Source organism: Streptomyces graminofaciens (assembly GCF_030294945.1).
In the GTDB taxonomy this organism is placed as follows: Bacteria; Actinomycetota; Actinomycetes; order Streptomycetales; family Streptomycetaceae; genus Streptomyces; species Streptomyces graminofaciens.
The window spans coordinates 1,772,265-1,786,774 of record NZ_AP018448.1; the positions used below are offsets into that span (position 1 = coordinate 1,772,265).

The 14,510-nt window shown below is 71.3% G+C and carries 9 protein-coding genes; 4 read left to right on the forward strand and 5 right to left on the reverse strand.

Annotated features, from left to right (window positions below):
- Positions 1–310: 310 nt before the first annotated feature.
- Positions 311–1,186 (forward strand): DUF4394 domain-containing protein, encoded by an 876-nt coding sequence (locus tag SGFS_RS07725; protein WP_286248791.1) that lies wholly within the window; start codon positions 311–313, stop codon positions 1,184–1,186.
- Positions 1,187–1,374: 188 nt separating this feature from the next.
- Positions 1,375–3,372: a GDSL-type esterase/lipase family protein gene (locus SGFS_RS07730; RefSeq protein WP_286248792.1), complete on the forward strand. Its 1,998-nt coding sequence runs from the start codon at positions 1,375–1,377 to the stop codon at positions 3,370–3,372.
- Positions 3,373–3,488: 116 nt separating this feature from the next.
- Here the strand turns inward: SGFS_RS07730 and polX are convergent, their stop codons facing one another.
- The 5 genes from polX to SGFS_RS07755 form a co-directional block, all read right to left on the reverse strand.
- Positions 3,489–5,234, reverse strand: coding sequence for a DNA polymerase/3'-5' exonuclease PolX (gene polX, locus SGFS_RS07735; RefSeq protein ID WP_286248794.1), 1,746 nt, complete (start codon positions 5,232–5,234; stop codon positions 3,489–3,491).
- A gap of 114 nt (positions 5,235–5,348) precedes the next feature.
- Positions 5,349–6,494: a substrate-binding domain-containing protein gene (locus SGFS_RS07740; protein WP_434028188.1), complete on the reverse strand. Its 1,146-nt coding sequence runs from the start codon at positions 6,492–6,494 to the stop codon at positions 5,349–5,351.
- A gap of 80 nt (positions 6,495–6,574) precedes the next feature.
- Positions 6,575–7,696, reverse strand: coding sequence for an ABC transporter permease (locus SGFS_RS07745; protein ID WP_286248797.1), 1,122 nt, complete (start codon positions 7,694–7,696; stop codon positions 6,575–6,577).
- The gene (locus SGFS_RS07750; protein ID WP_286248798.1) at positions 7,693–9,258 is read right to left on the reverse strand and encodes a sugar ABC transporter ATP-binding protein; all 1,566 of its coding nucleotides are present in this window, start codon (positions 9,256–9,258) and stop codon (positions 7,693–7,695) included. The genes SGFS_RS07745 and SGFS_RS07750 overlap by 4 nt, the downstream gene beginning before the upstream one ends.
- A gap of 152 nt (positions 9,259–9,410) precedes the next feature.
- Positions 9,411–12,326: a SpoIIE family protein phosphatase gene (locus tag SGFS_RS07755; protein WP_286259851.1), complete on the reverse strand. Its 2,916-nt coding sequence runs from the start codon at positions 12,324–12,326 to the stop codon at positions 9,411–9,413.
- A gap of 179 nt (positions 12,327–12,505) precedes the next feature.
- On the opposite strand from SGFS_RS07755, the gene SGFS_RS07760 reads away from it, so the two are divergent.
- A complete protein-coding gene (locus SGFS_RS07760; RefSeq protein ID WP_286248799.1) occupies positions 12,506–13,270 on the forward strand; it encodes an IclR family transcriptional regulator in 765 nt (254 codons plus the stop codon).
- 102 nt (positions 13,271–13,372) lie between these two features.
- Positions 13,373–14,479 (forward strand): PP2C family protein-serine/threonine phosphatase, encoded by a 1,107-nt coding sequence (locus tag SGFS_RS07765; protein WP_286248801.1) that lies wholly within the window; start codon positions 13,373–13,375, stop codon positions 14,477–14,479.
- The last annotated feature ends 31 nt before the right edge of the window (positions 14,480–14,510 follow it).

Sequence of the window (14,510 nt, forward strand, 5' to 3'; positions counted from 1 at the left end):
AGACGAAAACCGGACGGCGTTTATCACCTCTCATAAATCGACGACAAGTGTATCTGTGGCGCTTTTGTCACAGTGCGCAAAATTCCCGGATCGGGGCGTTCTCGCCACGTGTTCCGCTTGTGGGGGTCCTGTGAAGTGGGCTTAATGGGAACCGCTTACACACTCATGGGGGAACCGCGCCGAGCATTCGGCCCGAATGAACACGTGTTGCCGGAAATTCGGTACGGGCAACGGGCGCGGATACGGGGTACAGGAATTTCTCATCGGCGCGCCATGCGTCGGCGTTTGTTCACACGGGAGGGAAACACCGATGAAGGCAGGCACAAGAAAGAGAATCGCGGCGGCTCTGGCGGTCATGGCCACCTCGACGGCGCTCATGCTGAGCACACCGGGCACCGGTTCGGCCGCCCCCGCCGCCACCCCCAGCCTGCGCGCGTTCGGGATCAGCGGTGACGGCACCCTGATGGCCACGTTCACGACCGACCGGCCGGACGTGCTCAACTGGGTCAGGACCATCACCAATCTCAGCGGCGACACGGCCCTGGTCGGCATCGACTTCCGGGTGCAGGACGGTCTGCTGTACGGCGTCGGCAACAAGGGCGGCATCTACACCATCAAGACCCCGCCGGCCACCCAGGACGTCGTGGTCACCAAGGTGTCCCAGCTCCAGTACGCGCTGACCGGCACGCAGTTCGGCGTCGACTTCAATCCGGCGGCCGACCGGCTGCGCGTGATCAGCGACAACGGCCAGAACCTGCGACACAACCTCAACGACCACTCGACCATCCAGGACCTGAACCTCACCACCCCGCCGACCGAGGGCACGACCAAGGGCGTCACCGCCGCCGCTTACACGAACAACGACCTCAACGGGGCCACAGCGACCACGCTGTTCGACATCAACACCAACAGCGACCAGGTCGTCATCCAGTCCCCGGCCAACAACGGCACGCTCGCCCCGACCGGGAGCCTCGGCATCGACGCCCAGCTCAAGGCCGGCATGGACATCTACAGCACCCTGAGCGGCGGCAAGACGGTCGACAACGCCGCCTTCGCCTCCCTCACCCCGTACGGTGCCGGCAATCCTTCGCTGTACAGCATCAATGTCTTCACCGGCGAGGCGAGCTTCATCAAACAGTTCCCCCTGAACATCACCGACCTGGCCATCAGCCTCACCGGCAGCTGACCCCTGCCGCACACGCTTCCTCGCCGCGGTCCGGCCCCTGCCGGACCGCGGCGATTCGTATGGGCCGACGGACCGCGCAAGGCGACCAAGTGACGTATGCGCACGACCCCTTGACCTCGAAATCGTTTCACTGCTTTCTTGAAGGCTGCTCATGGGAGCGCTCCCACCATCGGTGCGAAAGGAAACCCATGCAGACCTCCCCCCACCCGGCCCGCTCTCACGCGTCCGGACGAGGCCTCGCAACCGCCCTCACAGCCGTCCTGGTCGCCTGTCTGCTGTCCCTGACCGGCGTCACCCGGGCCAACGCCGCCCCCGGAGACGGCTCGGTGTCCGACCCCCACATCGCCTACGTCGGCCGCTGGGACACGAGTTCGGGGACGACGGCCGTGGCCAACTGGACCGGCGCGTACCTGCAGACGGCGTTCACCGGCACCACGGTCAAGGTGAAGGCCAGAGACGCGGTCAACTTCTATGTGAGCGTCGACGGCGGCCCCGACGTCTTCCACGCGGGCGTACGCGGCACGGTGAACCTCACCCCCCAGCCCCTGCCCGCGGGCACCCACACCCTGCGGATCACCTACCGTTCCGGCGACACCGTCTTCCAGGGACTGGTCCTGGACTCCGGCGCCCGCACGATCGCACCCGACACCCCGTCCGGGCTGATCGAGTTCGTCGGCGACTCCATCACCGCCGGCGCCCTCACCGACCGGCTGGCGCTCGACTCGTACGCCTGGAAGACCGGCGAGCGGCTGGGGATGCGGCACACCCAGGTCGCCCGCGCCGGGTACTGCCTCGTCGCCCAGTCCGGATGCACCGGGCTGAGCTGCCAGTTCTTCAAGTCGGCCGGCACGGGTGGCACGGACTGGGACTTCTCCCGCTACCGGGCGAGCGCCGTCGTCATCAACCTCGGCACCAACGACATCGGGCACGGGGTGTCCGGCGCGGCCTTCCAGTCGGCGTACACCACGTTCCTGCGCGACATCCGCGCCAAGTACCCGAACGCGGTCCTCTTCGCCGTCCAGACCCTCAAGAAGCGCTATGTCACCGAGACCAGGGCCGCCGTCACGGCCCGCACGAACGCCGGTGACACCAAGGTCCGTTACGTCGACACGAGCGGCTGGCTCACCGACGGCACCGACTACGAGGACGGCAACGGTCACCCCAACGAGGCGGGACACACCAAGTTCGCGAACCGGCTGGCTCCCGTCGTCAGCACGGCCCTGGCCGGTGCCGCTGTGAAGGCCGCGGCTCCCGGGCAGCCCGGCGACCCGAACATCAGGTTCGTCGGACGCTGGGACACCGCCGGCTCCACCACCGCGTACACGCCGTACTGGGCGGGCGCGTACTACCGCGTCGGCTTCACCGGCCGGACCGTCCAGCTGAAGCAGCGCGGCACCATCGACTTCTGGGCCCGGATCGACGACGGGCCCGTGAAGTTCTACGACGACGTCAAGGGCACGGTGAACCTGACGCCGGCCGCGCTGGCGGCCGGCCGCCACACCCTCCAGGTCAACTACCAGGTGGTCGCGGGCTCCTACCGTGGCGACGCCGTCTTCCAGGGGCTGGTCCTCGACAGCGGTGCGACGACCTTCGCCCCGCCCGCGCCGTCCAAGCTGATCGAGTTCGTCGGCGACTCGATCACCGTGGGCACGACGACCTCGCAGAACGCCCGTACCGCCTACGGCTGGCTGATCGGCGAACGGCTCGGCACCGAGCACACCCAGATCGCGCAGGGCGGCGCCTGTCTCGTCGCCGCGGCGGACGGCTGCGTGGGCCTGGAACGGCAGTTCACCAAGCTCAACCCCAACGCGGCGACCCCCGACTGGGACCCGACCCGCTACCGGGCCGACGCGGTCGTCATCAACCTCGGCACCAACGACGTGGGCCACGGCGTGAGTTCGGCCCAGTTCCAGGCGGCCTACAGCAGCTTGCTGCGCAAGGTCCGTGCCGCCCATCCGCAGGCCTGGATCTTCGCTCTGGAGACCTTCCGGGGACGGTACGTCCCGCAGACCGAGGCGGCCGTCCAAGCGGCGGTGAGCGGCGGCGACTCCCGGGTCTCCTTCGTCGACACCACGGGCTGGCTGGGTTCCGGCGACCTCACGGACTCGGTCCACCCCAACGACCAGGGCCACCGGGTCGTCGCCGACCGCCTGGCCCCGATCATCGCGGCCAGGATCGGCGGCTGACGGACACCGGATGACGAGCACGGCCCCGCCCGCACCCACCGCGGGCGGGGCAGCCCGGTGACGGGGGCCGAGGCCGACCGGCTCGTCCTCCCGACACGCCGGTGGAGAGGGCCCGATCAGCCGGGCCGGCCTTTGCGCAGGAAGCGCCGCAGCCGGGTCTCCGGCCAGGTGTTGATCACGTCGCCCTTGGTCAGCCAGCCGCGCTGGGCCGTGCCGACGCCGTAGCGCAGGTTGGCCAGGTGGAGCACCGAGTGGGCGTCGGTGTCGACGGCGAACCGCACCCCGTGCCTGCCGGCCCGCAGGATGTGCTCGTCGGACAGGTCGAGCCGGTCCGGGTGGGCGTTGATCTCCAGGGCCGTGCCGGTCCGGGCACAGGCGGCGAAGACCTCGTCGAGGTCGGCGTCGATGCCCGGCCGTCTGCCGATGAGGCGGGTGGTGGGGTGGCCGATGATGTTCACATACGGGTTCTCGCAGGCCCGGACCAGCCGACGGGTCAGTGCCTCGCGTCCCTGGTTGAAGTGCGAGTGCACCGAGGCCACGCACAGGTCGAACCCGGCGAGGAACTCCTCCGGCCAGTCCACGTCGCCGTCGGGGTCGATGTTCAGTTCCGCGCCGTGCAGCAGCCGCATCCCACGCCGACCGCCGCGCGCCCGGAGGGCGCCGTCGAGTTCTCGTACGCGTGCGCGCTGGGCCAGCATCCGCTCGTCGGTCATCTGCTGCATGTACAGGTTCGGGCCGTGGTCGGTGATCGCGTAGTAGGCGTAGCCGCGCTCGGCGGCCGCGGCGGCCATCTCCTCCAGCGGGGCGAGGCCGTCGGTGAGGTCGGTGTGGGTGTGCAGATCGCCCCGGATGTCCGTCTCCGTGATCAGGTCGGGCAGCTCGTCGCGCAGCCCGGCCTCGATCTCGCCGCGGTCCTCGCGCAGCGTCGGAGGGATCCACGGCAGACCGAGCCGCGCGTACACGTCCTCCTCGGTCGCGGAGACAATCTTCTCGCCGCTCTCGACGTCGAACAGTCCGTACTCGGAGAGCTTGAGCCCCTGGCGTACGGCCATGTCCCGGATCCGGATGTTGTGTGCTTTCGCACCGGTGAAGTACAGCAGGCCCGCGCCCCAGGAATCGGGCGGTACGACGCGCAGGTCGACGGCCAGGCCGTTGCCGGTGCGCACCGATGTCTTGGTCTCGCCGTGCGCGATGACCTCGGTGACGTACGGCAGTTCGGTGAACGCCCGCATGAAGGGCGCGGACCTCTTCGCCGCGACGAGGATGTCGATGTCCCCGATCGTCTCGCGGAGGCGGCGCAGCGATCCGGCGTACGCGCAGCGGCGGCAGCCGGTCACCCGGGACAGCTCGGCGACGATGTCCTCGGCGAGGTCCATGGCGGTGTCGAGCCGGACACGGTCGCCGGCGGACTTCAGCAGACCGATGCCGTGGAGGATGTTCTCCTCCGTCTTCGGCCCGAAGCCCTTGAGGTCGCGCAGCCGCTCCTCGTGGATGGCGTCGGTGAGTTCGTCGACCGAGGAGATGCCCAGCTCCTCGTAGAGTGTCAGCGCCTTCTTCGGGCCGAGTGTGGGGATGGCCGTCAGTCGTCGGACGCCGGCCGGGATCCTTGCCCGCAGTTCCTCGATCGCGGACACCTGGCCGCTGCGGAGGTACTCGACGATCTTCTCCGCGGTCGATCTGCCGACGTTGGGGATCTCCGTGAGGCCCTTGACGTCGAGCGTGGACACATCGGCGTGGTGGCCGCCGATCGAGCGGGCGGCCTTCTCGTAGACGCGTACCCGGAACGCGTCTCCTCCCGTGATCGAGATCAGATCCGCGTATTCCTGGAACAGCTCGGCGATCTCGTCGTTGGACCGAGCCATGTACGACGCTCCCTCACCCGGCACCCGGCGGTGTCCCTCACCGCCGCCGGCTTCCGGGTACCCGGCGAACGGCGCCCGGCACCTCGGACGCGGAACGGGTACCGCCGGGTGCCGTCACCTGTCCCAGATCTCGCGGTAGGCCTCCTGGTAGCCCGACGGGTTCCAGGTCGTGGCGCCGTCGCTGTTGTCGGCCGTGGAGATGTGGACGGGGGCCACATAGCCGCTGGCGGGGCGGCCTGCGAAGGCGCGGTTGAACTCGTCGACGATCTGCCAGCCCTGCAGCGTGAGCGGTTCGGGCACGGTGGCCGCCTGGTACTGCTCGTTGTCGATGCGCTGGAAGGCGGAGGGGTCGCCGTCACCCGCGCCGATGTTGAAGGGCGGTCCTGCGCCCTCCTTGCCTGCCGCGCGGAACGCCGGGGCGGCGTCGGCGAAGTACAGGTCGTTGATGGCGACGGAGTGCGTCCACCGATTCCGGAAGCGGGACAGGAGCGAGGAGATCTCGCGGGGTGTGCGGCTGCTCGCGTCCGGGATCGGGATGTTCTCGTACGCCAGCAGGTCCACGCCCGCGCAGGTGGCGAGTTCCTTCCTGATCAGCTCGGACTTGTTCCTGGCGAAGGGGATCGAGGCGTCGGTGAAGATGACGACCCCGGCGTTGCCGTCGGAGTTCTCGATGACCCACTGCGCGCTGATCCTGGCCACGTCCTCGACCTGGGTGGTGATGTTGGTGAAGAGCCGGGGGCGTGTGCTGGGGCCCGGGGAGGCGACCGCGTGCCAGCCGATGAGCGGGATACCCGCCTCGTCGGCCCGCGCGACCTGCTGCGAGGTCGCGTTGGGGTCGAAGCCCCCGATGACGATGCCCGAGGGCCTGAGCGCCACGGCCTCGCTCATCGCCGCCTGGATACCGGCGGGGGTGCCGCCGCCGTCGATGACGCGGACGTTCCAGCCGATGACCTTCGCGGCTTCCCGGACGCCGTCGGCGGCGCCCGCGACTCCGGGGTTGGTCATGGTCTGGGCGACATAGACGAGCGTTCTGCCGGTCACCGCCTTCGGGCCGCTGGTCGGTCCGCCCCAGGGGACGTCGGTACGATCCGCCCGGCTGACGGCGGCCTGGGCCTTTGCCTGGACGGCGGGGCAGCCGCTCCGGCCCGAGGCGGTGTCCCCCTCGTCGTTCGACGAGCCGCGATCACAACCGGACAGGAGGACGGTGGCCACGGCCAGCAGCGTGGCGATCGCGGACCGGGCGTTGCGAACGCCGGGCATGGCCTTGCGGGTGCGGTGCACAGGGACTCCTCGCGGAGGGACGAGCGGCCTGGGAGCGGTGGTGGTGCCCACGGGCCGGGTCATGGAGCGCCGCCCGCCGAGTCGCCGTCCCGCGTCGGGGCGGACGGGGGCTCCGACGACGTCCCGGCCGACGCGTCGCGGGCGGCGAAGACTCCGGTGCGCACCCGGCGGCGGGCGGAGTACCCGGCCAGGCCGACGGCGAGGAGCAGGGTGCCGCCGTAGAAGAGGGGGACGGTCCAGAACTCGGCGCCCATCTGGGCGATGCCGGTGAGGCCCACGGCGAGGACGGCGACGGCGACGAGGGTGCCCAGGGCGTTGGGGCGGCCGGGTTTGATCGCGGTGGAGCCGAGGAGGGCGCCGACGAAGGCGGGCAGCAGGTAGTCGAGGCCGACGCTCGGATTGCCGATCTGCTGCTGGGCCGCGAGCAGCACTCCGGCGAAGCCGACGATCAGCCCCGACGCGGCGAAGGCGCAGACGGTGTACTTGCGGACGGAGATGCCGACGAGGTCGGCGGCGCGCGGATTCGACCCGACGACGTAGAGGTACCGGCCGAGCGGCAGGCGTTCCAGCACCAGCCAGAGGGCGACGGCGAGCGCGAGCACGTAGAAGGCGGGGACCGGCAGGCCGAGGAAGGTGGAGTTGTAGAGGTCCGTGAACGCGGCGGGGAGGCCCTGTGGGCCGGGGACGATCCGGCCTCCGTCGGTGATCCAGCCGGTCACCGCGTACATCATGCTGCCGGTCCCGAGCGTGGCGATGAAGGAGTCGATCCGGCCGAACTCGACGATGACGCCGTTGAGGACACCCACGACCAGCCCTCCTGCGGTCACCGCCAGACAGGCGAGCGGCCAGGGCCACTCCCCGTCGACGACGAGGTACAGCACCATGACGTGCGCCAGGCCGAGGCCGTACCCGATGGACAGGTCGAACGCGCCGGTCACGATGGGGACCATGGCGGCGAGCGCGAGGACGGCCGGGATGGACTGGGTGGAGAGGATCGAGTCGACGGTGTCCGAGGTGGGGAAGGTGCTCGGCAGGGTGAGGGAGAAGATCAGGCAGAGCAGGACGGTGAGGGCCAGGAGACCGTAGGCGCCGACGAGGTGCCCGGCCTGGCCGCCGTGGGGGCCGAGTCGGCTCCGTGGGCCCGGGCGGCGCGGCCGGGGCGAGGGCGGTACGGCGGTCACCGGTTGGTCGTGCTTCCGGGAAGGGGCGTGGCCGATGCCGCCCGGGTGAGGCCCGCGGCCGTGAGGGCCGGACCGCTCGGTTCGGCGGTCACGGAGCCCCGGACGAAGACCAGGGCGCGGCCGCACACCCCCGCGACCTCCTCGAAGTCGGTGGAGATGAGCAGGACCGCGAGGCCGTCGGCGAGTGCCTCGTCGAGCAGACGGTGGATCGCGGCCTTGGCGCCGATGTCCACGCTCGCCGTCGGCTCCTCCAGGATCAGCAGGCGCAGGCCCGTCCGCAGCCAGCGGCCGATCATGACCTTCTGCTGGTTGCCACCGGAGAGGGTGGCGATGGCCGCCTCGCCGTCGCGGGGACGCACCGAGAACCGTTCGATCAGTGCGGCCGCCTCGGCGCGTTCGCGGCGGGGGCCGATCCAGCGCGGCGCCGGTCGGTCTCCCGCGCCGGGGTTGGCCAGGAGGTTCTCCCGTACGGTCAGCTCGGCGAGGCAGCCCTCCCGCTGCCGGTCGCCGGGCACGAGGGCGACACCGCGTCCGACGGCTTCGGCGACCGTACGGGGGCGGTACGGTCGGCCGTCGAGCAGCGCCCGTCCGCCGAGGAGGGGCCGGGCGCCCGCGAGGGCTCGGCCGAGGTCCATGTGTCCGGCGCCCGAGAGGCCGACGAGGCCCAGGGCTTCCCCGGCCCGGAGTTCCAGGTCGACCGGTCCGGCGCCGGGGGTCCGTACGGCGTCGAGGGTCAGGACGGCCGGGGCGGTGGTGGCGCTTCGGCCTTTCGCGGCCGTGGCGGGGCGGTGGCCGGAGGGCTCCTCGCCGGTGATGTCGTGCACGAGTCGGGCGGGGCTGTGGCCGGCCAGCGGGCCGTGGCTGACGAGGCGGCCGTCGCGCAGTACGGCGAAGGTGTCGGCGACCTCGTAGACCTCGTCCAGGCGGTGGCTGACGTAGAGGATGCCGTGGCCGCGGTCGCGCAGGGCGTGCAGGACGCGGAACAGCCGGGCGCAGTCGGCGGTCGGGAGGCGGGCGGTCGGCTCGTCGAGGACGATGAGCCTCGCCCGTGCCGCCAGGGCTCGCGCGATGGCGACGAGGGAACGCTCGGCCGGGGCGAGCTGGGCCACGGTTGTGCCGGGGTCGAGGTGTCCGCCGACGAGCCGCAAAGCCTCCGTGCAGCGCTCCCGGGTGCGCGGCCAGGAGATCAGTCCGGCGCGGCGTGCGTATCCGGTGCTCAGGGCGATGTTCTCGGCGACCGTCATCCACTCGACGAGGCCGAGATCCTGGTGGATGAAGGACATGCGGTGGGTGGCGGCGTGGCTGCCGAGCGGGTGTCCGTCCACCGTGATCCGTCCCGAGTCGGCGCGGTGGACGCCGGCGAGCACCTTGATGAGGGTGGATTTCCCGGCTCCGTTGGGGCCGAGCAGCGCGAGCACGCTGCCGGCGTGGACGTCGAGGTCGACTCCGGCCAGCGCGAGGGTCCCGCCGAACCGCTTGGCGAGCCCGCGTACACGGACCAGCGGTGGCCGCGTCCCGCTGGGCGGGAGCGCCTGCGCAGAGGTGTCGTGGGCGTCGTGCACGGACCTCTCCGGGGGTCGGCCTGGCGAGTTCGTCCCGACTCGCGTCAGCGATACTAGCCGTGCATATCAGAGCATTTCAGACATTCAGCCACCTCTGTGACCCCAATGGATGAACGGCTCGGTGATCCCCCGACGCCCGGGTGCTGAGCGCGTCAGACGCCGTCGAGCCCGCATTCGGCCCAGATGACCTTCCCCTCCGGGGTGTAGCGGGTGCCCCAGCTCCGGGCCAGTTGTGCGACGAGGAACAGTCCGCGGCCGCCCTCGTCGTCGGTGGCCGCCCGACGCAGATGCGGGGCGGTGCTGCTGGTGTCGGAGACCTCACAGATCAGGTTGCGGTCGTGCAGCAGCCGTACCCGGATGGGCCCGGCGCCGTGGCGGACGGCGTTGGTGACCAGCTCGCTGAGCATCAGTTCCGCGGCGAAGGAGGCCTCTTCGAGCCCCCAGTCGGCCAGTTGCCGGACGGCGGAGACGCGGACCTCGCTGACGCGGGCAGGGTCGGCGGGCAGGTCCCAGGTGGCGATCCGACTGGGGTCGAAGGCATGGGTGCGGGCGACGAGGAGGGCGATGTCGTCGGCCGGACGGGCGGGCGCCACGGTGTCCAGGACCACCCGGCAGGTCTCCTCGGGTGCGCGCTCGGGGTGGGCCAGGGCCACGCGCAGTTCATCGAGGACCACATCGACGTCGCGGCTGCGGTCCTCGATGAGTCCGTCGGTGTAGAGCACCAGCTGACTGCCCTCGGGGAGGTCTGTCTCGACTGCTTCGAAGGGCAGGCCACCGAGGCCGAGCGGGGGCCCGGCCGGCAGGTCGGGGAAGGAGACGGTGCCGTCGGGGAGGACCAGGGCGGGCGGCGGGTGACCGGCGCGGGCCATGGTGCAGCGCTGCGTGGTCGGGTCGTAGACGGCGTACAGGCAGGTCGCTCCGATGATGCCGGCGCCGTCGGAGTCGGGGTCCTCGCGGTCCAGCCGTCCCATGAGGTTGTCGAGGTGGGTGAGGACCTCGTCCGGGGGGAAGTCGAGTTCGGCGAAGCTGCGGGCGGCGGTGCGCACCCGGCCCATGGTCGCGGCGGAGAGGATGCCGTGGCCGACTACGTCACCGACGAAGAGGCCGATCCGGGCGCCGGAGAGCGAGATGACGTCGTACCAGTCCCCGCCGACGTCGGACTCGGCGGGCAGATAGCGATGGGCGACCTCGACGGTGTCCTGGTCGGGCAGGCCGTGCGGGAGGAGGCTGCGCTGCAGGGCCAGGACCATGGTGCGCTCGCGGGTGTAGCGGCGGGCGTTGTCGATGGACAGTGCGGCGCGGGTGGCGAGTTCCTGGGCCAGTGAACGGTCGTCGTCGCCGAAGGGGGCGGGGTCCTGCGCCCGGTAGAAGGCGGCGACGCCGAGGACGACACCGCGGGCGACCAGAGGCACCGCGATGAGGGAGTGGACGTGGCCCAGCAGCTCGTCGGTGTGCTCGGGGTCCTGTGCGAGCCAGCCCGCGGCCGTCTTCAGGTCCGGTTCCAGCACGGCCCGCCCGTCGGTCAGACATCGCAGCTGGGGCGCGGTCGGTCCATAGTCGACCTGCTTGCCGACCGGGCTGAAGGGGAGGTCGTCGCGGATGCCGTGGACCACCGTTCGGCGCAGGTCGCTGCGGGGATCGGCGGCCTCCTCGCCGCGCAGTACGGGCTCGGCGAGGTCGATGGTGACGAAGTCGGCGAGGCGCGGCACGACCGTCTCGGCGAGTTCCCGGGCGGTGCGGCGCACGTCCAGGGTGGTGCCTATTCGGGCGCTGGCCTCGGACAGCAGTTCCAGACGGCGGCGGGCGGCCAGGGCGTAGGTCCCCACGTGCGGTTCGCCGACCATCAGGAGCCCTCGCGCGGGAGTCCGGGAGCCGAGGTGACCGTCGGCACCCTCGACATCGAAGGCGTTGGCGGAGTCGATGCCGGCCGGAGTGACGCCGTCCGCGTCCATGGACCCCATTGCCGCGAGGCCCTCGACGCCGACAGCGGTTCTGCCGAGTCGACCGGGCTCCAGAGCCGCGGGCAGCCGTCCGGAACCCGCGCCCACGGGAACGCCCTCGAACCGCAGGACGGCGGATGACGCGGCGGTGGCGCCCGTCGGCTCGTCGAAGCGGTTCGGGACGGCGAGGAGCTCGCGCCGCGAGACGCCGGGGAGGATGGCCTCGACGGCGAACCCCTCCACTCCCGAGACGCTGGTCATCGGACGGCTCACGAGCGTGACCCGACGGCCGTCGAGGAGGGGTACGTCGACGGCGGCCCGCTGCGCGCGAGAGATCAGTTCGGCCGCCTTCTCCATGAGGGTGGCGCGGTCGCCCGGGCGCAGCCCGAGGGCCAGCTCGTCCACCCCGACGCTGTGGTGGGGGGCTGCGCCGACTTCGGCTCCGGCGTCCAGGTAGGCCCGCAGCAGGGAGCGTTCGCGTGCGGAACTCTGCCCCAGCAGGCGCCGCTCGATGGCCTCGGCGGCCTGGCGTATCACGGAGGTCAACGCCGGGTCCTCCGCGCTGCGGGGGTACCCCAAGCACAGGACGCCCTCGATACGGCCGCTGAGCGGGTCGCGGACGGGAAGCGCCCGGCAGGCGCTGCCCTGGGAGCGTTCGGCGAAGTGCTCGGCGCCGTAGACCCGGATGAGCTGCCGCTCCGCGAGGGCGAGACCGATGCCGTTGGTTCCGGCGACCCGCTCGGCGAACACGAAGCCCGGGACGGTCTGGATCGCCGGGAGGCTTCTGGCCATGGACGTCTCGCCGAACCGGCGCAGCAGAACCGTCCCGCTCGCATCGGCGACGGAGATGTTCATCGCACTGCCGGCGAACCGGGACTGCAGCCGGTCGAGCACCGGCGCGGCGGCGCGGACGATCCGGTCGTCCTGATCCCAGTCCTCCCGGTAGGGAAGGTCGGACTGGTCCGGCGACAGGCCGAGGGACCGGCAGCGTCGCCAGGAGCTCAGGATCGAGGTGCGCACGCCCGTGTCCAGCTGCTCACCCTGCAGAAACCGCTCACGGAAGCGGGCAGGCCCTGTGCCGCCTGCCATACGCTCCGTGCGGATCGGCTCGCCGTCGGACCGAACCACGCTCGCCTCACTCACACCTTCGACAATCCGCTTTTCGGAAATATCTGGCATTGACGAGGATACGGGCAGAAGGAACACGAGTCACGGTAGGCAAGGTTCCGCACAGACTGGACCGTGCGGAGATGGGCGTGAGCCCGGCGGACCTTGCCTGTGCCGCGCACCCGGCGCACGCTGGTCGTATGGCTGGTCACGACAGTCCCGGCCCCACGCTCATCACCTCCGTGCAGCGGGCCTTCCGTCTGATGGAGGCGGTGAGCGCGCACGAGAACGGCGCGCCCGCGAAGCAACTGGCGCGGGAGACGGAGCTGCCCCTGGCCACCGCCTATCACCTGCTGCGGACCCTGGTCCACGACGGCTATCTGCGGAAGCTGGACGACGGCGGGTTCGTCCTGGGCGACAAGGTGCAGGCGCTCCACACCACCGGCCGCGGGCAGGCACTCCTCAGCCGGGTCCGCCCGACGCTCGCCGCACTGCGGGACGAGCTGGCGACCGCCGCCTACCTCACCTTCTACGAGGACGGCGAGATCCGGGTCGCCGAGATCGTGGACAGCCCCCGCACGCCCCGGGTCGACCTCTGGGTGGGCTTCGAGGACGCCGGCCACGCCACCGCGCTCGGCAAGTCCGTGCTGCGCGAGCTGGACGAGGAGTCCCGCAGGGACTATCTCTCCCGGCACCACCTGACCGATCTCACACCGCGGACCATCACCGACGCTCCGGAGCTGCTCCGGAGACTCGACTCCTCGCCCGTGGCGCCGGCCGTGACGGATCTGGAGGAGTACGCCCTCGGCACGGTCTGTATCGCGGTGCCCGTGTACAGCGGGGACACGCTCGGCTCGCTCGGCGTCTCACTGCGGGCGGACCGGCTCTCCCGACTCCAGGAGATCCGGACACGGCTGCTCCCGACCGCCGGCCGCGTGACCAGGGGCCTCTCGCTCACTATCTGAAAATCATGTCCTTGTGGCGCCCGACCCACATCCTCTTTCCTGGATCAAACAGACATTTCCGGAGCACATGCTCCACGCACAGGTGAGGACTGCGGGCACAACATGAGTCACCCCCGAGACCACGCCGGCGACCACGGGAAACGCGTCACCGCGCAATTGGCCGCCGCCACGCCCGTACTGCCCGTGCTGATCGTCTCCGTCGTCGTGGCCGTCGACCTCCTCGGCGGGGCCGGGCTGACCTGGCTGCCGCTGCTCGCCGCCGGGCCCGCGCTGGCCGCGACCACCAGCGGACCGCGCGGAGTCCTCTGTGTCGGTCTCCTCGCCGGGGCGCTGGGCGCGCCGCTCGGCATCCGTGACGGTGCGCCGGGTCGCGAGCTGGCCGCCGTACTGTCCGCCCTGGCCGCAGTCACCCTGGCGAGTGCCCTGGCCAGCGCGTTGCGCGGGCGCCGGGAGCGGGTGCTCGCGGCCGTCCGCTCGGTCGCCGAGGCCGCACAGCACGCGCTGCTCCAGCCGGTACCGGCGACCGTCGGCCCGTTCCAGGTGGCCGTCCACTACAGCGCCGCCGCCGCGGAGGCCCGGATCGGCGGGGATCTCTACGCCCTCGTGCCGACGCCGTACGGGGTTCGGCTGATCGTCGGCGATGTGCGCGGCAAGGGGCTGCCGGCGGTGCGCATCGCCGCGCTGGTGGTCGGGGTCTTCCGTGAGGCGGCCTACGAGGAGCCCGATCTCCTCGCCGTCGTCGACAGGATCGAGCGGAGCCTGGCGCGCAACCTCGGCTGCGACGACTTCGTCACGGCCGTGGTCGCCGGCCACCCCCGGCCGGGCCTGCTGGAGGTGGTCAACTGCGGACACACACCTCCCCTGCTGGTGCGCGGATCCGGGGTCGTACCGGTGGAACCCGATCGTCCGGCTCCGCCCCTCGGGCTGCGCGCCCTGACGGGCGAGACCCCCAGCCTCCAGGTACTGCCCTTCGCCGACGGGGATCAGCTGCTGCTCTACACGGACGGGGTCACGGAGGCCCGCGACCACGGCCGGGAGTTCTATCCCCTCGCCGAGCGGCTGGCTCGCCATCTGTCCGACGAGCCGGCACATACCCTCACAGGGCTCCACAACGAACTGCTGGCGCATGTGGGAGGCCGACTGCACGACGACGCGGCGCTGCTCCTGCTCCGCAAACCCCCGGCTCCCGAAGCAGCCGTTCTCGACTGAATCGGGCCCGGCCCCGACCGCCCGAAGCAGG